Genomic DNA, 21,215 nt, shown 5'->3' on the forward strand with positions numbered 1-21,215 from the left:
CTCGCTGCGCCCTAGCTGCAGGTGTCGAAGTCGCCGCCGGAGCGGATGCCCTCCAGGTCCTTGACCGCGTCCTCGAGGGAGTCGACCTTCACCAGCTTCGGCCCGGCATCCTCCACCGTGAGCGCCTCGGCGCAGTTACCGGCGGGCACCAGGAAGTACTCGGCCCCGGCGTCCGCAGCCGCGCGGATCTTGTGGGTGATCCCACCGATCGCGCCGACCTGGCCAGCAGCATCGATGGAGCCCGTGCCCGCGACGAACGCGCCACCCGTCAGATCCTCCGGGGTGAGCTTGTCCACGACGGCGAGGGAGAACATCAGTCCCGCGGAAGGGCCGCCGACGTCCTGCAGGTTATAGCGCACGCGGATCTCACCCGCGGGCTGGGATACAGAAGTCACGCCCAGGAAGGCGGAGCCCTGCTCGGCCCGCTGGAGATGCTTCGGCGGCTCCCCGAGCGTGACGGTCACCGTCTCCTCCTTGCCCTGCCGGTCGACCAGGACGTCGATCTCGTCGCCCGGTGAGTGCTCGCCGACCACCCGTGCGAGCTCGTCGGGGGTGGTGATGGTTCGGCCGTCAACCTCGCGGATGACGTCGTTGACCTTGATCTTCCCCGCTGCCGGCGCGTCGTCCAGGACGTCGATGACGGCGGTTTCCAGCGGTTTGTTGAGATAGTTCATCGCCGCGGTGGTGGCGTTGGATTCCGAGGCGGCGAAGGCTGCCTGATTCTGCTGCTGGACTTCCTCGGGAGACTTGTTCGCGGGGAAAATCTGCCCGATCGGGACGAGGGTGTCGTCGGTGGTCAGCCACCGGGCGAGCGCCTGGCCGAGCGTGAGCTTGGTGTGCACGGAGACGGTGGTCATGTTGAGGTGACCGGCGGGTTTATTGGTCTCCGCACCGGTGATCTCGACGACCTGCTTGCCGCCCTCCTCGCCGAGGGTGTTGAAGGTCGGCCCCTTGCCCTCTGCCGCGTAGGGAACCGTCAGGTCGATATCGGTGCCCGGGATGCTCGGCAGGCCAAGCAGGGTCACCAAGACGACGACCGGGGCGGCGCCCAGCGCGATCGTTCGGTTGCGACGGTTCCAGATTTTCATCGTTCATACCCTACCTGCTCGTGGGGACTGCTGGGTTGAGGCAAGGCCGGGCGGTGGGTGCGGGGTGACGTCCTCAATATGGAAGGGGGTGACGGGAAGCGATGGCGGGACCGTTCGCTCACAGCACACGGAACGAGCGGTTTTTGGTGGGGCGCTGTCCGCTGCGATCAGTAAGGTTGTTGGCATGAGTAATTTCGGCTTCGGCATGCACCCCAATAACAACGGTGGCAACGGCGACGACAACGGCCGCGACGATGATGACCACAAGGATGGTCACAACGGTGGCGACGATGGCGACGGTCGTGGCGGCCAGGGCGACGGTCGAGGCAATAATCCTTTCGAATTTATCTTCGGCGGCCCGGGCTCGGGTGGTTCTGAGCAGTCGAATCCCTTCGGCGGTGGCTTCGGCAGCGGGAACCTCGGCGACCTGCTGAACCAGTTCGGCTCGATGTTCAGTGGCTTCGGCGCGGATCTGAACAGCACGGGCGCAGATGATGCCGTGAACTATTCGATGGTGGAGCGCACCGCTCGCCAGCACATCCGCAGCAAACAGCAGGCCAGCGAGGGTGGGCAGCACCCGTTCGGCGGTTTGTTCTTCGGCTTCGGCGCTGGCCCCCAGCGCGGATCGGGGGCCAGCACGCCGAGCCAGTCGGATTCCCAGGCCGTGGCGGAATCCGTGCGACTCGCGGAGCTGTGGCTGGACGGGGCGACCACGCTGCCTGCGGGCGCGACCGGCTCCGTCGCCTTCGGCCCGGAGCAGTGGCTGGAGGAGACGCTCGAGACATGGAAGCGGATCTTCACCCCGCTGGCGGAGAAGCTCGGCGAGGCCGCGATGGGCGAGATTCCGGAGGAGATGCGGGATCAGATGGGCCCGTTGGCCGGCATCATGCGCCAGGTCAACGCGATGAACTTCTCCATGCAATTGGGCCACACGCTCGGCGAGCTAGCGACGGGTGTCAGCCACTCCACGCAATGGGGTATGCCGCTGGCAAGCGGCAACGTGGCGGCTGTGGCGACCGCACAACTGGAGTCCATGGCCGAGAAGCTGGGCACGGATAAGCGGGAGGCGCTGATTTACCTGGCGACCCGCGAGGCCGCACACCACCGCCTGTTCAAGCACGTCCCGTGGCTGGCCGAGCGCCTCATCCTGGATGTTGAGGAGTTCGCCCGCGGGTTGGCGCTGGATACCTCCGCGATGGAGGAGGCGATGCGGGAGTTCAACCCGGAGTCCATGAATGATCCCGCAAAGATGCAGGAGATGATGGCTCAGATGCAGGGCCAGGACCTCTCCCCCAAGGTCGTGTCCGCGAACGCGCACGCCCGCGAGCGGCTGGAGACCAGCCTGAGCCTCGTGGAGGGCTGGGTGGACTACGTGGTCGGCCAGGCGCTGGCGGACCGGATGCCGAATGCGTCGATCCTGACCGCGGCGTGGTCGTCCTACCGCAACACTGAGTCCCCGGAGATGGAGGCTCTGAGCAAGACGGTGGGCATCTCCCTGCTCGCGCCGCGCGCCAACGATGCCGCTGGTCTGTGGCACAAGCTGGATGAGGCCGTGGGCGCGGAGAAGCGCGACGGCATCTGGGATCACCCGGACCTGCTACCGCTGGCCAAAGACCTGGACAACCCGGCTGGATTCATCGGCAAGGTGGCCTTCGATGGCGAGGACGAGGACTTCGACCCGATCAGCGAGATCGAGAAGCTGGAGGCGGAGCTGAACCGCCAGGGCGGGCCGCGCGAGGAGCGCACCAACCGCCGCCGCCCAGAGCAGGACGACAAGCCGGATAAGGGCTCGGAGCCTGAGGACGACGAGGACGACGCTGGCGGCGAGCGCTAGCGCTGCGGTTCCGGGCCGTCGCCCGGGCAGCCCCAGCGCTGATAGGCCTCGAGGTAGCCGCGGGCCCGCTCGAGCTGTGGGGCGCGGCTAGCCCAGTGCCAGAAGTCCGCACCGTGGTTGGGGATCCACGTGTGCACGAGTTCGTGGATGATCACGGAGTTCAGGACGTAATCCGGCACCTGTTTAAGCCGGTGGGAGATACGAATCCGCCCGGTGCTGGGGGTGCAGCTGCCCCAGCGGGTCGTCATGTTCTCCACCCAGGTGATGGAGGTCCACTCCGCCCGGCCGCCCAGGTACTTATCATTGAGCGCCTCGGCCAGGGCCTGGAGCTGATCGTCGCTGCGCTTGTGATTCGTGGCCCGGGTGGCTTTCTTTTCTAGCCGGGCGATGAGCCCCTCCCCCGCGGCCACCAGCCGCTCCAGGCCCATCGCGGCCGGAGCCAGCATCACGATTGTTTGCCCTTCCCAGCGGGCGGTGATGGTCTTCTTCCGCCGCGCCGAAAGCCGCACCTCCACCGGGCGGGCCGGGGTGCTGAGCCGCGCGGCGGCCTGCTGGGCCTTGCGTTGCGTGGCGGTGGGCTGGGCTCTGGTCATGGAAGCACATGTTAGCCGCCGCGCTTCTCGCTAATCCTTCGCGGTTTCGCACTTTGCCCACGCCCCGGTGCCCGCGTGGCTAGAATTCTGCGCAGACACAGCACGCGGGCGGCGGGGGTCGCCCGGGCGCGGATGGGGCCGCGCCTCAGGGGAGCTGCAAATCCGAGGGGGAATCATGGTGCACGCAACCGCCGAAAAAGCCAGGCCACAGGGCTCGCGAACCGCGAATGCCACAGCCAGCTCCGGTCCGCCTGCCCGGATGGTGCTCCGCCCGGGCACGGCGGTGCTGCTGCGACCAGACCGCAGCATCCAGTTCGGTATCCACCCCGGCAACGCAGTGATCCTCCCGGTGCCGGCCGCCGTGGATCCCGGCCAGGTGTTGCAGGTGATGATGCAGGCTCGCGCGGGCATGACCGCCGAGGATCTCGCCGCCACCCTGGGCTACTGTGGCTTCACGTCTGTTGAGGCGGGTTCCATCGCCGAGGAGCTGGTGCGGGCCGGGGTGCTGGTCGCCGCCGAGGAGCAGGCTATCCCGCTGCTGCGCTTCGGCAAGCCCTCCCTGGCCCTCGCCGATGCCCTCTTCACCCACGGTGTGAAGGTGGACTGGTTGGAGGCGCCACGCACCACCAGCGAGGCACGGTCCGGGCAGGTCATCACCAGCCAGGGGCGTACGGCACGCAAGGACGTCCTGATCCTGCCGGGCGGGCTCTTCCCGCCACCGGATGTGCAGTTCTGGCTGCACGAAAAGCTCATCCCCCACTACCCCACCGGGGTGATCGACGGGCGCCTCACCTTCGGCCCACTGATTATCCCCGGGCGCACCGCCTGCCTGAGCTGCATCGACCAGGCCTACCTGGAACGCGATGCGCTGTGGCGCAGCACCCGTGCGCAGGCCACGGCCCGGCCGGTCAGCTACACCACCGCGGAGCACGGCCTGCTGGCGGAGATCACCACCCAAATCATCCGGGAGCACATCATCCCGTGGCGCGATGCCGGCTCGGACCCAGCCGCGCTCCCGCCACTGCTCACCCAGCGGCAGTTCTTCGACACCACCGGTTTCGCCATCCAGCCCGAGGAGGTGCGGCGCGAACCGGAGTGCGTGCTCTGCCGCATGGCGGTGGCTGGCCGTGGGCTGCATGTGACTCGCTAGGCTCTGCTGCCCCGGTTCCCGGCTTCGGAGCGCACCTGCACCACCAGCCACGGCAGCCCTATCCCCGGTCGCAGCGCCCCTCCCCTGCGCACCCAGCTAGCCCGCGGGTACCACTATCCCGTGGCGTAGTTCGCGGTGATGGCGAGGACGTCCTCCCCGAACTGTTCGATCTTCATCGGTCCCACGCCCGGGACCTGGATGAGCTCCTCTGGGCTGGCGGGCATGCGCTGCGCGATGGCCAGCAGCGTGGCGTCCGTGAACACCACGTATGCCGGAACCCCCATGGACTTTGCGGTGTCCAGCCGCCACTGCCGCAGCTCCCCGATGACCACCTGGTCGGTTTCCAGCGAGTGCTGCCCGCAACGGCCGAGGATCTTCGCCTCCGGGGTGGACAGGGGCGTGCCGCAGACGGCGCAGGCGTTCTTCGGGGCTCCCGTTTTCCGACGACGCCGCGCCTGGCCCAGGTCGATGGCCAGTTCGCCGTCGTCCTCGTCCTCCCACGGCACCAGGTCGTCGAGGAATCGGGTGCGCACCCGGGACTGTTTACCGCCCTCCTGCCGGGCGAGTGCCCAGGAGAGGTGGAGGTGTTCGCGGGCGCGGGTGACGCCGACGTAGAGCAAGCGGCGTTCCTCCTCGATCGCGTCGGCCGCGCCCGCGCCCTTGAGGGCGTGGTGGATCGGGAACATGCCCTCGTAGAGGCCGACGAGGAAGACGGCGTCCCACTCCAGGCCCTTGGCCATGTGGACGCTGACCAGGGTCACGCCCTGCACCTTCGGCGGGTTCTTGGAGCGCACTCGCTCCTGGAGCATGCCAATGACCCCGAGGTAGCTGATCTGTGGGTTCGCGGTGAGGATCTCCTCGATCAGCTCCACCAGGGCGTTGAGGGACTGCCAGCGCTGGCGTTCCTGCGCACCGCTGGGCTCGGTGGCGGTGAGCCCGACCGGGGCGAGTGCCGCCTTCGCGGCGTTGAGGATCTCCTCCCGGGTCTCCGGGCCTGTGCTGTCCGCGCCGCCAGCGCCACCCTGTTCGCCAGCGCCGCCGGGTCCGGCATCCGGCCCACCGCCTTGCCCGCCGCCTGGCTGGCCGCCGAAGTTCCGCGCGCTCTTCGCCAGCGCCCCCAGGCCCTGGCGAATCTCAGCGCGGGAGAAGAACCCTTCTCCACCCTTGACCTGGTACGGAATCCCGGCCTCTTCCAGGGCGTACTCCAGGGCACCGGCCTGGGCGTTGATGCGGTACAGCACCGCAATCTCGGCGGGCTGCACGCCCTTTTTGATCAGCTGGGCGATCTTCTCCGCCACCCCCTTGGCCTCTGCGGCCTCGTCGGGGTATTCCACGAACTCCGGCTCCGGGCCGTCGGGGCGCTGCCCCTCCAGCTTCAGCCGGGTCCCGGCGGCCCGGCCCTTGGCCTTGCCGATCACCTCGTTGGCCAGCTCCACGACCTGCGGGGTGGAGCGGTAGTCCCGGTGCAGGCGCACGGTGGTGGCCTCGGGGAATTTCGTGGTGAAGTCCAGCAGGTAGCTGGGGCTAGCTCCGTTGAAGGAGTAAATGGTCTGGTTGGCGTCGCCCACGACGGTGAGGTCGTCACGCTCGCCGAGCCAGGCATCAAGCAGGCGCTGCTGCAACGGGGTGACGTCCTGATACTCGTCGACCACGAAGGTGCGGTACTGGGAGCGGAACTCCTCGGCGATGCCGACGTTGGACTCGATGGCGGCGGCCATATTCAGCAGCAGGTCGTCGAAGTCCAGCAGCATTCCCTCGGGCGTGGCCTTGAGCTGCTCGTAGTTCTGAAACACCTTGATGAACTGCTCGGGGCTCACGGGGCAGTCGCGGCGCTCCGGCACCATGACCTTCGGGTAGTCCTCCGCGACGACGAGGGAGGACTTGCACCACTCCACCTCACCGATCAGGTCCTTGAGCAGCGTGGTGGTGGGTTCCAGGCCGGCGCCACGGGCGGCTCGGCTCATGAGCGGGAACTTGGAGTCCACCAGCTTCCACGGCAGGTCTCCGGCGTATTTCGGCCAGAAGTAACCCAGCTGGCGCATGGCGGAGGCGTGGAAGGTGCGGGCTTGGACGCGCGCGACGTTCATCATCGCGAGGCGTTCCCGCATCTCGGAGGCAGCCCGGGAGGTGAAGGTCACGGCCAGCACCTGGTCGGGGTTGACGAAGCCGCCGTCCACGAGGTGGGCGATGCGGTGGGTGATGGTGCGGGTCTTGCCGGTGCCGGCGCCCGCGATGATCGCGACGGGCCCGCGGGGGGCGGTTGCTGCGCGAAGTTGTTCCGGATCCAGGTGGTCCCTGGTCTCCAATTACTCTCCCTCCTCGAGGTTGCCCATGCCGCGAACGTAGAGGATGCGGTCGCCCGGTTCGACGGTCTCGGCTTCGGCGGAGTCGATGCGGTACAGCGCGCCGGAGCGGACGATGCCGAGGACGATGTCCTCCAGCACGCGGGGGTTGCCGCCGACTTCCTCTTCCTTGGCGGGGCGTTCGGCGATGGAGAAGCCCTCGTCCGGGGAGAGCAGGTCCTCCATCATTTCGGTCACGGATGGGGTGACGGTTGCCAATCCCATGAGGCGGCCGGCGGTCTCACTGGACACGACCACGGAGTCCGCGCCTGACTGTCGCAGCAGGTGGGAGTTATCGGATTCGCGCACGCTGGCGATGATGGTGGCCGAGGGCGCGATCTCTCGGACGGAGAGGGTGACCAGCACGGCGGTGTCGTCCTGGTTCGGGGCGACGACGACGGCCCGGGCGCGGTTCACGCCGGCGAGTTTCAGCACGTCGGAGCGGGTTGCGGAGCCGTGGACGGTGACCAGGCCCTGGGCGTTGGCGAGGTCGAGAGCTTCCCGGTCGAGGTCCACGACCACGATCTGGGATGGGGAGACGCCGTCGGCGAGGAGGGCTGCCACGGCGGACCGGCCCTTCGTGCCGTAGCCGATGACGATGGTGTGGTTGCGCATTCTTTTCCTCCAGCGGCGGATCATGAAGGTTTGGCGGGATTCCTTCGTCAGCACGGTCAGCGTCGTGCCGACCAGCAGGGCGAGGAAGATGATTCTTAAGGGGGTGACGATCAGCGCCGTGATGAGGCGTTCCTGCTGGCTGACCGGGGTGACGTCGCCATAACCGGTGGTCGACAGGGTGATCGTCGAGTAGTACAGCGCGTCGATGAAGGTTTCGACGCCGGCGTATCCCGCCCTGCCCCGGTAGGTCAGGAGCGCCACCCCGAGGATGAGGCCGAGGGCGTAGAGCATGCGGCGGCCGATGAGCCGCCAGGGGCTGCGGTATTCCTCTTCCGGCAGGCGGAGGATGTTGAGCAGCGCGTGCGGCGGGAGACCGTCAAGTTCGCCTTCCGTCTGGAAGCGTTCCCGCATTCTAAACCGCATGACTTCCTATCCTGAGGTGGGTGCGTGGGGTGGGCTCGTGCCCTGCCCCATCGGTTGTTGGGTGCCCGGCCCGTCGGTGGGGCCTGGCCCCTGCCCCGTGGCCCGGGGCAGGTTGTCGTGAACCATCAAATTCTAGGGCTTAGGGCTTGTCCAAGCCTAGCCGGGCGATGAGTTCTTCTTCGTTCGGCAAGTCTTGCACGTAGTGGGTGTGTTGGGTGCGCACATAGAAGAACGCGGTGCGCACGTTGTCCACCGGCACCTCCACACCCAGCTGGCGGCTCAGGATTTTCGCCCAGGCCAGCCGGTAGGCGGCGAGCTGGAGTTCGGCGTTCCTCATATCCCGGCCGGTCGGCATCTGCCCGGTCTTCCAGTCGACGACGAGCCAGCCAGCGGCGGGGTCATCGCCTTCGTGGAAGACCGCGTCCATGCGGCCGTTGAAGACGAAGCCGCCGATGTTGACCAGGTAGGAGCCCTCAACCGACTCCGGGGTGCGCTGTGCCCACTCGGAGCCGAGGAACTTGTTTTTTAGCTCCTCGAGCTGCGGGTCCTGGAGGGTGGCGTCGGAGGCGCCGGGCATTTCGTCCTCGTCGAAGAGCATGGCCTGGTTGTAGTGCTGCTCCACCCAGTTGTGGAAGGCCGTTCCGCGCTTGGCGTAGGGCTGCGGCTGCATCGGGATGGGACGACGACGCCGCCGCGCGAACTGTTCCGGGTCCTGGTTCATCGCGACCGCTTGGGTTGCGGTGAGCATCGGGTCGAGCGGGACCTCCACGGCGGTGAGGGTGCGCTGCTGGTGCTCTTGGATCAGCAGGCGGGTTTCCTCGTCCCACTGCCGGGTCAGCATGTCCTGGTTGGCGGTGGATTCATTGGCCGGGTCGCCGGTGGTGGCCGCGCCGAGCGCATCAACGACCATGCTTGCCCCCTCGGCCGCGCCAGGTCGGCTGGCCAGTGGTGCGGGCTGTGGCCAGCTGGCCTGCTCCTCGGCGGCTGACGTGTGGCGGGTGGCGGCGTAGTCCTCGCGCGCGGTGAGCTGCTCGGCCGTGGGATAGAGGTAGTGGTCAATCTCGGTGGCCTTGCCCTTGTCCACCCTCGCGGCATCCTTCTTGCTCGGGGTGCGGCCAAGGTCGGACCAGGTGTGCACGCTCGCCCCTGCCAGGGGCGCACGGGCATCGGTGATGCGGTTTTTCAGCAGCACCAGGTTCAGCGAGGGGTCCAGGGCAGTATCGTTGCCGGGGCGGTACGCGGCCCCGCTCACCAGCAGCACCCGCTCGGTGCGGGTGATACCCACGTAGAACAGCCTTTCGCTCTCCTGTGCCTCGGTCGCGAGCAGCTGGGCCCGGAAGGCCTCAGCGGCATTGGTGAGGTCCACGCTCTTCTCGGCGTGGCTGATGTCGTAGATCGGGTAACCGCCGGGTTCGCCTTCGGTTTCCGCGTCGCCGCGCAGGCTGGAGGGCAGGAGCTCGGCCTTCGAGATCCACCGGTCGATGATGATCCCCGGAGCCTCGGCGTCGTAGAAATTCTTGCGGTGCGCATAAGGCACGGCAACGATGTCCCACTCCAGCCCCTTGGAGCGGTGGACGGTGAGGATCTGCACGGTATCGGTTTTCGCCTCCACTTCGCCGGGCTCCAGGCCGGCGTCGTGCTCGTGGGCGGCGCGTAGGTAGTCCACCAGGGCAGACGCATTGCTGCCGACCAGCCGAGAGAAGTCCTGGACGATCTGTGCGAACTTGTCGAGGTGGCTGGTACCGATCGAGTCATCGGGGTTGCGGTGCCAGCGGGTGAGCACCTCGGTGCGGATGCCGATCATGTCCTCGATATCCGCGATGAGGTCCGGCAGCGGCTTGGTGAGGCAGTTGCGGCGCAGGTGACCGAGCTCGCGGGAGAGTTCGGCGATGGCTCGCGTGCCCCGCGGGCTCATGCCCTGTTCTTCGGCGTCCGCGAAGTCCGCGATGGCGTCTGCCAACCCCACGGTGGCGTCCGCAGGGTTGGGGATCGCGTCGAGGAGTTGCTCACGCAGCGGGGATTCGAGGCTCTTCAGCTCCTCGTAGGCGGGATTGTGGATCCACGGGTCCTCTGCACCAGTGCTGGTCGCAGTGTTGTCTGCAGCCTGGTTCATCTCCCCTGGGTCGGTGTCGCCTTTGGCGCGGCGCTGGAGCTGTTGGGCGCGGCGGGCGAGGATCTGGAGGTCCCGGGCCCCGAGATTGAAGCGCGGGCCGGTGAGCAGGCGGAGCATGGCTGGGTCGTCCTCCGGGTCGACGAGGGCGCGCAGGGTGGCGTAGACGTCCGCGACCTCGGGGATGTCCAGCAGCCCCGCCCCGCCGGTGAGCTCTACGGGCACGCCCTTGGCGCGCAGGAGTTCGAAAATCGGTAGGGCTTCCTTGTTTTTCCGCACGAGCACGGCCGCGCTGAAGGGATCTATCTTCTCCCCCGATACTGCGGCGGCCTCCTTGCGCTTCTTGAAGCTCTCCCAGCGCTGTTGCAGCTGGTCGGTGAGCCATTCGAGTTCCTGGTCCTCCTCGTCGAAGAAGGCCACCGGGATTTCTCCGTCGTCGGCTCCCTCGCGGGGCGACAGCTCGGAGACGGTGCGGTTGTTACCCAGGGTGCGGGAGGAGACGACGTTCGCCAAGTCCAGTACGGAGGCGGGGTTGCGCCAGGAGGTGGTTAGTTCGAGCTTCTGGGCGGGTTGCCCGCGGAAGGGGAAGTCGGCTTCGAAGTTCCCAAGGTTGGAGGAGGTCGCCCCACGGAAGCCGTAGATCGCCTGCATGGGGTCGCCCACGGCGGTGACGGCGAGCTCGTCGTCCTGCCCGTCCCCGAAGAGGGAGCGCAGCAGCACGCGCTGGGCATGGGAAGTGTCCTGGTACTCATCCAGCATGACCACGCGGAAGCGCTCGCGCTGGGACTCACCGACGATCGCATGCTCGGAGGCCAGTTTCGCCGCGAGGGTCATTTGCTGGCCGAAGGTGCGCACGTCGAGCTCCTTCAGCCGCTCCCAATACTTGGGGATCCAGGGCAGCAAGTCGAGACGTTCCTGGTTGGCGTCACGCAGCTCGTAAGCCTTGAGGGAGAGGGGCTTGCCCACCCCGTGTTCGACCTGTTGGAAGGTGTCGATCAGCGCTTCGGTTTCGCCGCGGACGTCCTTAAGTTCTGCGAGGTGGTTATCCATCTCCTCCGAGAGAGTGTGGATGAATTCGATCATGCGGTTCATCGAACGGGAGGTTGTCAGCTCGCGGTCGTGATCGATGAGCAGCTGGCGGGTGATCATCCATTTTTCGGCGTCGCTGATGATCCGCCCGCTGGGCTCCACGGGGGCGAGCAGGCCGTACTCTCCCACGATGTTGCCGGCGTAGGAGTCGTAGGTGGAGACGGCGGGCGAGATGTTGCGCAGCGCTTCGTGGCGCGGGTCGTCGGCTGGCAGCTGGTCGCGGAAGCCGCTGCGGGCCAGTGTTTCGAGCCGGCCGCGGATGCGCTGGCCGAGCTCGTTGGCGGCCTTGCGGGTGAAGGTTAGGCCCAGGACGTGTTCGGGCAGCACAAAGCCGTTGGCGACGAGCCAGACCACACGCGCGGCCATCGTCTCGGTCTTGCCTGCCCCGGCACCAGCGACGACGATGTAGCTGCCCTGCGGTGGCGCGCTGATGACCGCGGATTGCTGCGGGGTGGGTGGGTAGGGCTGCTTGAGCCAACGGGTGGCGAGTTCCTCAGGGCTGATGATTCCGCCGGCTGGTTCCTGCATTGCTGCCTTTCGCTGCTGTGCGTTGTGCGGGGTCGCGGGGTGGGCGTTGCTTGTGCTTTCCTCGCGGGGAGATTGTGGCTGGCCCATGGTCTAGCTGACCACCTTCCGGCCAGCGTCCTTGGCTGGGCAGATCAGGTGGTAGCTGCAGTACTTGCACTGGTCATCGCCTGGGGTAGCTATCTGTATGGGCCCGCTGATCTGCTCCGCGGCGGCGAGCAGATTCTGCTTGGTCTCGGTGAGCTGTTCGGGTGAGAAGTCCGGTTGGCTGGACTTCTTGAGCTGCCCATTGCTGGTGGCGGGATAGATCAGGTGCGCACCGTATGGCTGCTTGCGGCGATCCGCGTGCACGAGGAATTGGTAGGCGCCGAGCTGGCGGCTGGCCTGGGCTTCGGCCGAAGTTTTGGCAGTTTTCCCGGTCTTGAAGTCGTAGACAATCACCCGGCCGTCCTCATCGGTGGCCATGAGGTCGATGCGGCCGCGGAGGGTGACCTCCTCCCCGGTCGGCAGGGTTCCCAGGGAGGTTGCAAGCTGCTGCTCGACCTCCCATTGAGTGCCCTCGGCGTCGCTGCGGGTGCCCGTGATCCAGCTGTGGAGGTTCTCGATGCCTTGCTCCCAGCGTTCGAGTGCTGCGTTGACTTCGAAGGCTGGCCCCACGACCGCCCAGCGAAGCGCGGCCCGCGCGGCGTAGCGCGCGTCCTCGAGGCTGAGGTCTTGTTGGACGATGGCCTGGGCGATGGCGTGGACGACGATGCCCACCCGCATCGCGTTGGTTTCCTCCTGTGCCCCGCGGTTGTCGTCGAAGAAGGTCTTGAGCGCGCAGTTATCGATATTGTCCAGCTTGGAGGGGCTCAGGGAGACCCCTCCGCGCCGGTCGGTGATCCGGTCCATGGTGGTGGGTTCGGCCATGCCCCACCAGTCGATCGGGTGGCTGCCGAAGATCCCGGCGTCAGCCATCGCGGCGAGGTTACGCGCGGCGGCGCGGCGGCGGTGGTGCCGTTGGGTGGGGTCGGTGACCACGTCGCGCAGCTCGGCGATGAGTGGCTCGAGAGCGAGCACCCGCGGCAGAGCGCTCATCTGCTCGGCCGAGCTGACCTGCGCTGCACCTTCACCCTGCTGCGCAGTTTCACCCAGTTCCAGGCCCAGCCCAAGCTCCCCTTGCACGGGCTCGCCCGGCGCGGCCTGCTGCCCCACCGGACCGTTCTGCTCAACCTGGTCAACGGTTCCCAGCGGCACAGCCGCGCCCGGCGTGTCGGTGATCTCATCAATGAAGCGGGAGGGCACGCCGTTTTCCACGCTGGCGTTGTCGATGCAGGTCACCAGGGTGTTGTGGGTGGCCCGCGAGATGGCGACGAGGAAAAGCCTCCGCTCCTCGTGAACAGCACTCGCCACGCGCGAGACCCGCGTTCCGGGTTCGATGCCCCGGTCCAGCAGGTCAACAAGCTCTAGCTGGCCGAAGAGCCCGCCCACGGTGGGTCCGGCGGGCCAGCTGCCTTCCTGCACGCGGGAGACGACCACGGTGTGCCACTGGCGGCCCACGGCGGCGTGGGCGGGCAGGAGCTCCACGGCGTTGCTGGCGATCCCACGCTCACGGCCACCGGTTGGCAGCTCCTGGGCGCGGACTTCCTCGCAGAAAGTACGGATCGAGGCGTTGGGGTGGCGCTCGACGAAGTCCCCGGCCATGTCGAAGAGCATCATCACCGAGTCGAGGTCCTGGTCCGCCTGAGAGCCGAAGGTCCCGCCACGCAGCGCCCGTTCCTGCAGGCGGGTGTCCAGCCCGGTGGCCTTCCAGATCTCCCAGAGCACCATCTCCACGGACTGTCCCGCCCGTTGTGCCTCCCTGCCCGCGGCCAGGACGTCGCTCATGTCCTGCAGGATCTGCAGCTCGCGGTTATTGAATCCCGCGGTCCACTCCGCCGCATCCTCCGCACTGGCGGTGCCGTTGAGCAGGGCGCTGAGCGCGTCGCTGGATTGGTATGGCAGACCCGCGGCGTTTTCCGGCACCGGCTTGCCCTGCAGGCGTTGGCGGGCCAGCGCCTGGGCCAGCACGCGCTCGAGGCGGCGCACCATGATGGGGTCGGCGCCACCGACCATGGATTCCATGAGCACGCGGACCTCGGAGTTCTCTAGCGGCCGGTAGGTGGCCTCCAGGGCGGTGAGCAGCAGCCGGATCAGGGGCTGTTCCGCGAGGATGATGGAGGTCTGGTCAACCCGCACGGGCACCCCGTGGGTCAGCAGGGCACGCCGGATCGGCGCGATCTCCCCGACGGAGCGCACGATCACGGCCATGTCTTGCCAGGCCACGCCGTCGCGGACGTGGGCGCGGCGCAGGGTGTCGGTGATGTGCAGCCGCTCCGCGGTCCCGGAGTTCGCCCGCAACACCCGGATCGGTTGGTTCCGCTCCCCCGCGGCACCGGACGTGGCCCCAGCGTCGCTGGCATCCGGCGCGGCGTTCTTCCCTGCTACTCCGATGCCCCCGGCCACCTCAGCGTCCTCGGCCACGCGCAGCGGGATGCGGGTGTCCACGTGCGGCAGATTCCCGGTCAGCGCGTTGATGGCCCGTGCGGTGGGCACTCCAAAGCGCTGGGAGCCACTCAGGACCACGCGGTGGCTCTCGTCGGCGGCGTACTTGCTGAGCAGCTCCTCATCCGCCCCGCGGAAGTGGAATACGCACTGGTCGGGGTCCCCGGCGAGCACCACCCGCGTTTCCGGGGTGAAGAACTGCTCCAGGAACTCGGCGGCTGCCGGGTCGAGGTTGTGGGCATCATCGATGAGGATCAGCCGCAGCTTCTCCCGCCACCGGTCGAGCTGTGCCCGCCCCGGCCCACCCTCCATCTCCTGCAGCGTGGTGTGCAGCAGCTCGGAGGCGTTCAGGCTGATGGACTGGGCCAGCCGCCTCGTCTGCCGGTATTCGTCGAGGAACTGCCCCGCCCCCACCCACATCGGCTGGTCGTACTTCTCCCCCAGCGCGGTGAGCTCGCCCGGCCCCACCCCGCGCTCCTCGGCGCGCAGCAGCAGGTCGCGCAGCTGGCGGGCAAAACCCACGTAGCCCAGCGCTGGGCGGATGTGATCCGGCCACGCCCCCGCACCGTCCTCGGCATGCCCGGCCAGCAGCAGGCGCACATCCGCATCGTGTTCGGCACCGGTGAGCAGGCGCGGTGCTTCCCGGTCGCTGGCCAGCAGCATGCTGCGCAGTGCCGCGAAGGCCCAGGAGTGCACAGAGCGCACCGGCGTGCGCGTCGCCGCGAAGCTACTCATGCTTGCCAGCCGCGCCACCAGCTGGGTGTTCACGGCGGTGGCGGCGTCCTTGGTGGGGGTGACCACCATGACCTCGTCCGCCGAACCACCCGCGGCGAGGAAGTGGACCAGCGTGTCGACGAGCAGGCTCGTCTTTCCCGTCCCCGGGCCCCCCAGCACTGCCCACGGCGCGGAACTATCGATGCGCTCATCACCCGTGACGATGGCCCCGGCGAGCCCATCCCACTCATGGCCTTCCTCCCCCACCCGGCGCGGCGGCTGCAGCACGACCTTCGCCGCCTCGCGCGCCCCCAGGCGGTCCTCAGGCGCGCTCGGGGAGGCCGCGGCGGTCGGCTGGTGATTCTTGGCTGTGTCCGTCATGCCAACAGTATGGCACCCGGTGCAGACACGCCCCGCCGCGTCCTTCCGCGGTGTTCGATTTTCTTACTCTCGCCCCTGATCAGGGTACTTATCGACGTCCTCGGCGCCACCTTCGTCGGCATCTTCGACGTCCTCGTCGCTGCCCTGTTTCCCAGCCGGCTCGCTCACCGATTCCTCGGCATCCTCCCCAGCGTCGTCCCCGCCTTCTTCCGCAGGCTCGCCCTCGTCTTCCCACTCCTGCCGTGCCTCGTTCTGCTGCTCGCGCGCGGCGATGACGTCCGCGGTGCGCGACAGTCCCGGCCAGGCTTCCGGCCGCGAGTTGGGCAGCATGGCGTGCAGCGCGAGCCGGTAGAGCACCGCGCGCAGGGCGAGCTGCATGAAGTCCGGGATGTGGGACCAGCGATCCAGCAGGGCGTCGTCCCCGTTGCCCCAGGCCATCGCGTCGACGACGAGCAGCGCGACCGACCAGCCCGTGGGATGCCACGCGGGCACCAGGTCGGTGATCGCGGGGTCGGCGGCGCCGTCGAAGATCATGCAACCAATGACGTCGCCGTGCACCAGCTGGTCCTCCGCCGTGATCTCGGTGCGCAGTGCGGTGACTTCCACGGCCTTGGCCAGCGCCTCGGCGATGTCCTTCCGGGGCACGGCGGTGGCGTCCATGGCCGGGGCGATCCACTCCTGGGGTTGCTCGGCGAAGGCGGCGGCATCCGCGGCGGCGAAGATCTCTGTCTGCCCCCAGGTGCCCGTGAGCTCCGGAGGTGCCAGGAACTCCGGTCGTGGCAAGCCGCGAAGGGATTCATTAATACGCAATGCGGCGGCGGCCATCTCGTCAAAGCGGGGCGCGCGGTGCCCGGAGAGGAAGGTCCGTGCCCGCCACCCGGAGACCGTGTACCGGCCGTCGGTGGAGAGCATGGGGCGCGAGACGCCCACCCCGGCGGGCCGCATCTTCGCGGTGGTTTTGGCGATCCAGGACGCACGCATTGGCTCCTCAGCCAGGGAGATCACCGCGCGGTCGCAGCGCCAACCGTATGACCACGGCTGGTCCAGCTGGACGGGGTTGTCCACGTGTGCGTGGAATCCGTTGAGGATGTGGGCTGGCGGCGGGGTTCCCAGCGCGCCAGCAGGGCTAGCTGCGCCGGAGCTAGCAGCACCGGCAGAGCGACCAGCGTCACGAGCAGAGCGGGCGTCATTCACGGCGGGGCACCTCTTATTGTTCTTCCGCAACCGGGTAGGGCCACGGGTTCGCACGGCAGGTGGAGTCGTTTTCCCCGTAGATGTCCTCGTTGCTGATCTCCCGGAGCACGCGGTTATCCACGCTCAAGGTTTGCTGCATCATGATCGGCGCGAGCTGCCCGTCCTTCGGGCAGGGCTGGTGTGCGGCGAATCCGATGCCGTGGCCGACCTCGTGGTTAATGACGTACTGCCGGTAGGCCCCGAGGTCCCCCTGGAACGGGATCGCGCCACGGATCCAGCGGGATTCGTTGATGACGACCCGGTTACCGTCGGAGTAGAAGCAGCTGGTCTCCAGTTTGAAGGTGTTGCCGCAGACCTCGTGGGTGTGGTTCTGGGAGGCCAGTTGGATCCGCAGGTCGGGTTCCTCACCCTCCGGTAGTTCCCCGGCTGCGACGTGCTGGAAGGCGAACTTCCCGCGCCCGGTCCAGCCGCGCGGGTCGGACAGGATCGCGTCCACCGTCGCGGCGAAGGCGTCGTCCCCGCCGAAGGCGGCGGTGTTGATCGTGTCCTCGACCTCGACGGTGTAGGTGAAGAGTTTCCCGTCGCCGACCTTCGGGCCTGGGGCGCCGACGGTGCGGAAGTTGCCGCTGCTGTTCTCGGTCACCGGTCCGCCAGGTGGGAGCTGTCCGGTCGGTAGGTCGCCGTAACCGGAACCGGGGACGGGTCCGGCAGCGCCCTCGGCTGGGTCGTCACTGTTGCTGGTGGCTGCCACGTCGGTGGCGGCGTCCTCCCCTGCCCCGCGGAGGGCGTCGACGAGGACGAGCACGCTGACCAGCGCGAGGACCGCGACGATCCCGATGCGGACGCGGGGGTCACTGAAGTTGAGCCAGTGGAACCCCTGCCCCTGAGACTGCCGGTCGATCCGGGGCGGGGTGTGGGCGTGTTCGGGCGCGGGCAGCGCAAATTCCTCGCGGCGCGCGCGCCGATGACGCGGCCCGTTCTGTGTGTGCTCGCTGCCCGTGCCCTGGGGGTTATTCACCTCGCTCAACCTCTATCTGCCCTTCAAATGGATCAGATGAAGCCCACGGAGCGCGGCTTCTCGGCGCCGACCTGGATGTAGGCGATCTGCTCGCGCAGCAGGACGGTCTTGGTGCCGCGGGCGTCCTCGACCACGGTGGTGGTGGCGGTGCCGTCGGTCAGGAAGTTCTGCAGCTCCTCGACGAGTTCTGCCTGCTTGACCTCGTTCTTATCGAGGTCGATGGCGAGCTCGCGCTGGGAGTTGATGAAGCCGATCTTCAGTTGCATGCTTGTCGATCTCCGTCCGTTGGTTCTTGAAAGATCTGGCGCACTGGTCGGTGCGCTAATGTGACCATCATAGTACTGCCTTGTTTTAGGGAGGTTCCGACCGTGCCAGCGCCCCATCTCCCCTCCGATGATCACTCGGGGGCGACCCCTGGGCCCACGTTCCGTTCCTTGGGGGTGGCAGCCGAGATCGCCGAGGCGTTGGAGCAGGCGGGCATGCCCACGGCGTTTGCGATCCAGGAGCTGACCCTGCCGATCGCGTTGCGGGGCGATGATCTGATCGGTCAGGCTCGCACGGGGATGGGTAAGACGTTGGGTTTCGGCGTGCCGTTGTTGGACCGGATTTTCGACGACGCTGGCATCACCGAACTCGATGGCAGCGTTCGCGGCCTCGTGGTGGTTCCCACCCGCGAGCTGTGCCTGCAGGTGGCGGAGGATCTGACGCTGGCTGCGGCGAACCTCGTGATTCCGGCGAAAAAGCACCGGGTAACGGTCACGCCGATCTATGGCGGGGTGGGCTTCAACCAGCAGATTCGGGCATTGAGCCGGGGCACGGACGTGGTGGTGGGCACGCCAGGCCGCCTGCTAGATCTGCACCGCCGTGGTGAGCTAGAGCTGTCCGGGGTGGAGGTGCTGGTGTTGGACGAGGCCGATGAGATGCTGGACCAGGGTTTCCTGGATGATATTCGGCAGATCATGTCGCTGACCAGCACGGACCGGCAGACGATGCTGTTTTCCGCGACGATGCCGGGGCCGATCCTGAGCCTGTCGCGACAGTTCATGAAGCAGCCGGTGATGATCCAGGCGGATTCCACGGCCGCGGCGGATACGCACGAGCGAGTCACCCAGATCGCGTTCCAGTCCCACAAGTTGGACCGGATGTCTACGCTTTCCCGGATTCTGCAGAGCCCGGGCCGGGGCCGGACGATCGTGTTCACCCCGACGAAGCGCCAGGCCGCGATGGTCGCAGAGGACCTGGCCGCGTGGGGCTTTAGGGTCGGCGCGGTGCATGGGGATATGCGCCAGGCGGACCGTGAGCAGTCTCTGCAGCTGTTCCGGGATGGTGCGGTGGACGTCATGGTGGCCACGGACGTGGCTGCCCGCGGCATCGACGTCACGGATGTCACCCATGTGGTCAACTACCAGGTCCCGGAGGACGAGCGGACGTATGTGCACCGGATTGGTCGCACGGCGCGCGCTGGCAAGGACGGCACCGCGATCACGCTGGTCGGTTGGGATGAGGTGCCCCGGTGGGACCACATCAGTGAGGCGTTGGGCTTGGGCCTGGAGAATCCACCGCAGTGGTTCTCCCAGTCCCCTGAGCTTCTGGAGGTGCTGGGGCTGCCCACGGATGAGGAGCTGGGTGACCGGGTGGGACCGAATCGTCGGGTTGCTGGTTCTGCGGCGGCGACGGCACCGGCTCGACGTTCCCGCGGTGGGCGCGGTGAGCGTGGTTCAGGGGCTGGTTCGCGTGGCCAGGGTGGTCGCGGCCGCGGTCACGGGACTCGCGGTCGCGCCCAGAGTGCGCATGGCCGCGGCCGCGGCCGCGGTGGTCGCCCGCGCGGCGGGAACGGCGGGGGAAAGAACTGATGGCGCCACACGCCCCCGCACAGCCCGCGCCGCCCACATCTCAGCAGCACCGCTGGCCCCGTTCGGAGCGGGCCTCTCTCAAGGATTTCCTCGCGGTAGGCGCGATCATCCTGGTTCTCGTGGTGGTGCTGCTCGCTAGCTGGTGGGGTTCGGACGCCCGCCGGGTGGAGCGCACCCAGGTCTCCACTCTTTCCGCCCCGGCGGCGGCTGAGGCCGCGCCAACAAAGCTCCGGGAGCTGTGGCGGGGCTCCTCCCCGCAGACGGTCGCCCCTATCCTGCTTGCCGGTGGTGTGCTCACAGCCGAGGACGATGTGCTGTCCATGCATGACCTCCGCTCTGGTGAGGTGGCGTGGACCTACGACCGGGGGCTGCCGCTGTGCGATGTGACTTTCAGCAACGAGAGGATCGTCGCGGTTTATCGTGGGCCGAAGGGCTGCGGGGACGTGGTAAGCCTGGCTGCTGGCACTGGCGAGTACGCACACACCCGCTCGGCACTGGCAGAAGATTCCGCCACGGCGCTGCGCTCGAATGACTCCACGGGCATCGTGTCCCCGCACCGGGTGGAGCTGTGGCGCAGTGACCTGGTGCGCACCACGGAGGTGGGCCGCCAGGAGACCCCGGTAAAGAAGGAAGAGCAGCGTTACGCGGACTGTCCTTTCACCTCGGCTCTGACTCGCACCGAGCTGCTGGCGACGACCCAGCACTGCGAGGGTGAGGACAAGATGCTGCTGCGGTTGCTTAAGACGAAGCCGGAGCGCTCGGACGTGCCGGAGGATCTTCACACCTTTGACGTGCCCCGGGATGGCCGGTTGGTGGCGATCGCGCAACACCATGCGGCGGTGTACGCGCCAACGGGCGCCCGTGGTGATGGGAAGCCACAGTTGATCGTGGCCAGTGATTCTGGCGAGGTCAGCCACCACCCAATGCCAGCCGCGCCAGTGCTGGCAGACCTCCCGCAGGGCACCCCGGGGCTGCCGGTCACGGCGGACCTGCCGCACAATATGACCTGGTGGACGGGCGACTCGGTGGTGGGTTTCCACCCGACACACCTGGCCCCGGAGTTCACGGTGCGCGGCGCGCTGGGTGCAGGCGCAAATATGGCCGACCGGCTGTTGGTTCCGGTCGAGGGTGGCATTCAGGTCTACGACACGGAGCACAAGAAGAAGGAGCGGACACTCTCAGTCCGCCGGGATGGCCTAGCAGCTGGTTCGCCAGTGCACCTGCGGGTCAGCGGTGACGTCGTGGTGGAGCAGCGCGGTGACGAGCTCGTGGTGCTCGGTTCTTAGTCGCGGTAGTGGTCCATCGTCCACCAATTGATGGCGGTGGGGTTGAACAGCAGCGCGAGCCCAAGAATCAGGACCAGCGTGGTGGGAACGGCCAGCTCGGGACGTCCGGAACGGAACATGTAATAAGCCACGGGAACGAGGCAGATCTGCAGCATGACCACCGGGCCGCGTCCCCAGGACCGTCCGCGGTAGAGGAAGTAGCCACAGACGGCGACGGCCCCGAAGATGAAGAAGAACCACAGGGCGGTGCCGTAGCCGCTGATTTTCGCGGTGGGGTCGTGGAAGCCTTGGGCTTCGCGGACGACGAGGAAGATGCCGAAGGCGATGCCGATGAGGCCCTGGATCAGGCCGTAGATGCCGGCGTATTGGATCACTGTGGGTGGCTTGGAGTAGTTCTTCGGGGAGCTCATGCCGATGAGTCTAGCCTTAGCGGGCTTGCTTCCCATTTCTGGCCGCTCCGCCTTCTTGGAAGGTTCA

14 protein-coding genes are annotated in these 21,215 nt (G+C 67.6%); 4 read left to right on the forward strand and 10 right to left on the reverse strand.

Features of this window, described 5'->3' with window-relative positions:
- Window positions 1-11 precede the first annotated feature (11 nt).
- Window positions 12-1,088, reverse strand: coding sequence for a YlbL family protein (locus HMPREF3088_RS04910; RefSeq protein ID WP_070758692.1), 1,077 nt, complete (start codon window positions 1,086-1,088; stop codon window positions 12-14).
- A gap of 184 nt (window positions 1,089-1,272) precedes the next feature.
- Between HMPREF3088_RS04910 and HMPREF3088_RS04915 the strand changes: the two genes are divergently transcribed.
- Window positions 1,273-2,922, forward strand: coding sequence for a zinc-dependent metalloprotease (locus tag HMPREF3088_RS04915; protein WP_246818058.1), 1,650 nt, complete (start codon window positions 1,273-1,275; stop codon window positions 2,920-2,922).
- Here HMPREF3088_RS04915 and HMPREF3088_RS04920 read toward each other — a convergent pair.
- Entirely contained in the window at window positions 2,919-3,515 is a 597-nt protein-coding gene (locus tag HMPREF3088_RS04920; RefSeq protein WP_070758694.1) for a M48 metallopeptidase family protein, read from the reverse strand. The two genes, HMPREF3088_RS04915 and HMPREF3088_RS04920, sit on opposite strands and share 4 nt — an antisense overlap.
- Window positions 3,516-3,690: 175 nt before the next feature.
- Here HMPREF3088_RS04920 and HMPREF3088_RS04925 point away from each other — a divergent pair, with 175 nt between their 5' ends.
- Window positions 3,691-4,665, forward strand: coding sequence for a type 1 periplasmic-binding domain-containing protein (locus HMPREF3088_RS04925; protein ID WP_070758695.1), 975 nt, complete (start codon window positions 3,691-3,693; stop codon window positions 4,663-4,665).
- Between the two features lie 113 nt (window positions 4,666-4,778).
- On the opposite strand, the gene HMPREF3088_RS04930 is transcribed toward HMPREF3088_RS04925, so the two are convergent.
- The 7 genes from HMPREF3088_RS04930 to HMPREF3088_RS04960 all read right to left on the reverse strand — a co-directional run bounded on the left by HMPREF3088_RS04930 (window position 4,779) and on the right by HMPREF3088_RS04960 (window position 17,865).
- Complete coding sequence (locus tag HMPREF3088_RS04930) at window positions 4,779-6,971, reverse strand: ATP-dependent DNA helicase UvrD2 (RefSeq protein WP_070758696.1); 2,193 nt, start codon at window positions 6,969-6,971, stop codon at window positions 4,779-4,781.
- The gene (locus HMPREF3088_RS04935; RefSeq protein ID WP_070758697.1) at window positions 6,972-8,045 is read right to left on the reverse strand and encodes a potassium channel family protein; all 1,074 of its coding nucleotides are present in this window, start codon (window positions 8,043-8,045) and stop codon (window positions 6,972-6,974) included. It lies immediately after the preceding gene.
- Window positions 8,046-8,184: 139 nt separating this feature from the next.
- Window positions 8,185-11,859 (reverse strand): UvrD-helicase domain-containing protein, encoded by a 3,675-nt coding sequence (locus HMPREF3088_RS04940; protein WP_070758698.1) that lies wholly within the window; start codon window positions 11,857-11,859, stop codon window positions 8,185-8,187.
- Between the two features lie 3 nt (window positions 11,860-11,862).
- A complete protein-coding gene (locus HMPREF3088_RS04945; RefSeq protein WP_070758699.1) occupies window positions 11,863-15,387 on the reverse strand; it encodes an ATP-dependent DNA helicase in 3,525 nt (1,174 codons plus the stop codon).
- 63 nt (window positions 15,388-15,450) lie between these two features.
- Window positions 15,451-16,581 (reverse strand): TIGR02569 family protein, encoded by a 1,131-nt coding sequence (locus HMPREF3088_RS04950; protein ID WP_246818059.1) that lies wholly within the window; start codon window positions 16,579-16,581, stop codon window positions 15,451-15,453.
- A 13-nt stretch (window positions 16,582-16,594) separates the two neighbouring features.
- Entirely contained in the window at window positions 16,595-17,599 is a 1,005-nt protein-coding gene (locus HMPREF3088_RS04955) for a DUF3152 domain-containing protein (protein WP_070758714.1), read from the reverse strand.
- A gap of 32 nt (window positions 17,600-17,631) precedes the next feature.
- Window positions 17,632-17,865 (reverse strand): DUF3107 domain-containing protein, encoded by a 234-nt coding sequence (locus tag HMPREF3088_RS04960; RefSeq protein WP_070761653.1) that lies wholly within the window; start codon window positions 17,863-17,865, stop codon window positions 17,632-17,634.
- A gap of 102 nt (window positions 17,866-17,967) precedes the next feature.
- On the opposite strand from HMPREF3088_RS04960, the gene HMPREF3088_RS04965 reads away from it, so the two are divergent.
- Together HMPREF3088_RS04965 and HMPREF3088_RS04970 are read left to right on the forward strand one after the other, a co-directional pair.
- Window positions 17,968-19,452: a DEAD/DEAH box helicase gene (locus HMPREF3088_RS04965; protein WP_070758700.1), complete on the forward strand. Its 1,485-nt coding sequence runs from the start codon at window positions 17,968-17,970 to the stop codon at window positions 19,450-19,452.
- Window positions 19,452-20,738 (forward strand): Rv3212 family protein, encoded by a 1,287-nt coding sequence (locus HMPREF3088_RS04970; RefSeq protein ID WP_070758701.1) that lies wholly within the window; start codon window positions 19,452-19,454, stop codon window positions 20,736-20,738. The genes HMPREF3088_RS04965 and HMPREF3088_RS04970 overlap by 1 nt, the downstream gene beginning before the upstream one ends.
- Here the strand turns inward: HMPREF3088_RS04970 and HMPREF3088_RS04975 are convergent.
- On the reverse strand, window positions 20,735-21,148 hold the full coding sequence (locus HMPREF3088_RS04975) for a hypothetical protein (RefSeq protein WP_070758715.1): 414 nt from the start codon (window positions 21,146-21,148) through the stop codon (window positions 20,735-20,737). The two genes, HMPREF3088_RS04970 and HMPREF3088_RS04975, sit on opposite strands and share 4 nt — an antisense overlap.
- Window positions 21,149-21,215: the final 67 nt, after the last annotated feature.

The sequence above is a fragment of the Corynebacterium sp. HMSC22B11 genome, assembly GCF_001815965.1.
GTDB lineage: Bacteria > Actinomycetota > Actinomycetes > Mycobacteriales > Mycobacteriaceae > Corynebacterium.

What these genes read in the sequence shown, in the direction of transcription:
- HMPREF3088_RS04910 (WP_070758692.1), bottom strand. Translation starts at nt 1,088, where the DNA reads ATGAAAATCTGGAACCGTCGCAACCGAACGATCGCGCTGGGCGCCGCC.
- HMPREF3088_RS04920 (WP_070758694.1), bottom strand. Translation starts at nt 3,515, where the DNA reads ATGACCAGAGCCCAGCCCACCGCCACGCAACGCAAGGCCCAGCAGGCC.
- HMPREF3088_RS04945 (WP_070758699.1), bottom strand. Translation starts at nt 15,387, where the DNA reads ATGACGGACACAGCCAAGAATCACCAGCCGACCGCCGCGGCCTCCCCG.
- HMPREF3088_RS04915 (WP_246818058.1), top strand. Translation starts at nt 1,273, where the DNA reads ATGAGTAATTTCGGCTTCGGCATGCACCCCAATAACAACGGTGGCAAC.
- HMPREF3088_RS04975 (WP_070758715.1), bottom strand. Translation starts at nt 21,148, where the DNA reads ATGAGCTCCCCGAAGAACTACTCCAAGCCACCCACAGTGATCCAATAC.
- HMPREF3088_RS04935 (WP_070758697.1), bottom strand. Translation starts at nt 8,045, where the DNA reads ATGCGGTTTAGAATGCGGGAACGCTTCCAGACGGAAGGCGAACTTGAC.
- HMPREF3088_RS04960 (WP_070761653.1), bottom strand. Translation starts at nt 17,865, where the DNA reads ATGCAACTGAAGATCGGCTTCATCAACTCCCAGCGCGAGCTCGCCATC.
- HMPREF3088_RS04940 (WP_070758698.1), bottom strand. Translation starts at nt 11,859, where the DNA reads ATGGGCCAGCCACAATCTCCCCGCGAGGAAAGCACAAGCAACGCCCAC.
- HMPREF3088_RS04925 (WP_070758695.1), top strand. Translation starts at nt 3,691, where the DNA reads ATGGTGCACGCAACCGCCGAAAAAGCCAGGCCACAGGGCTCGCGAACC.
- HMPREF3088_RS04970 (WP_070758701.1), top strand. Translation starts at nt 19,452, where the DNA reads ATGGCGCCACACGCCCCCGCACAGCCCGCGCCGCCCACATCTCAGCAG.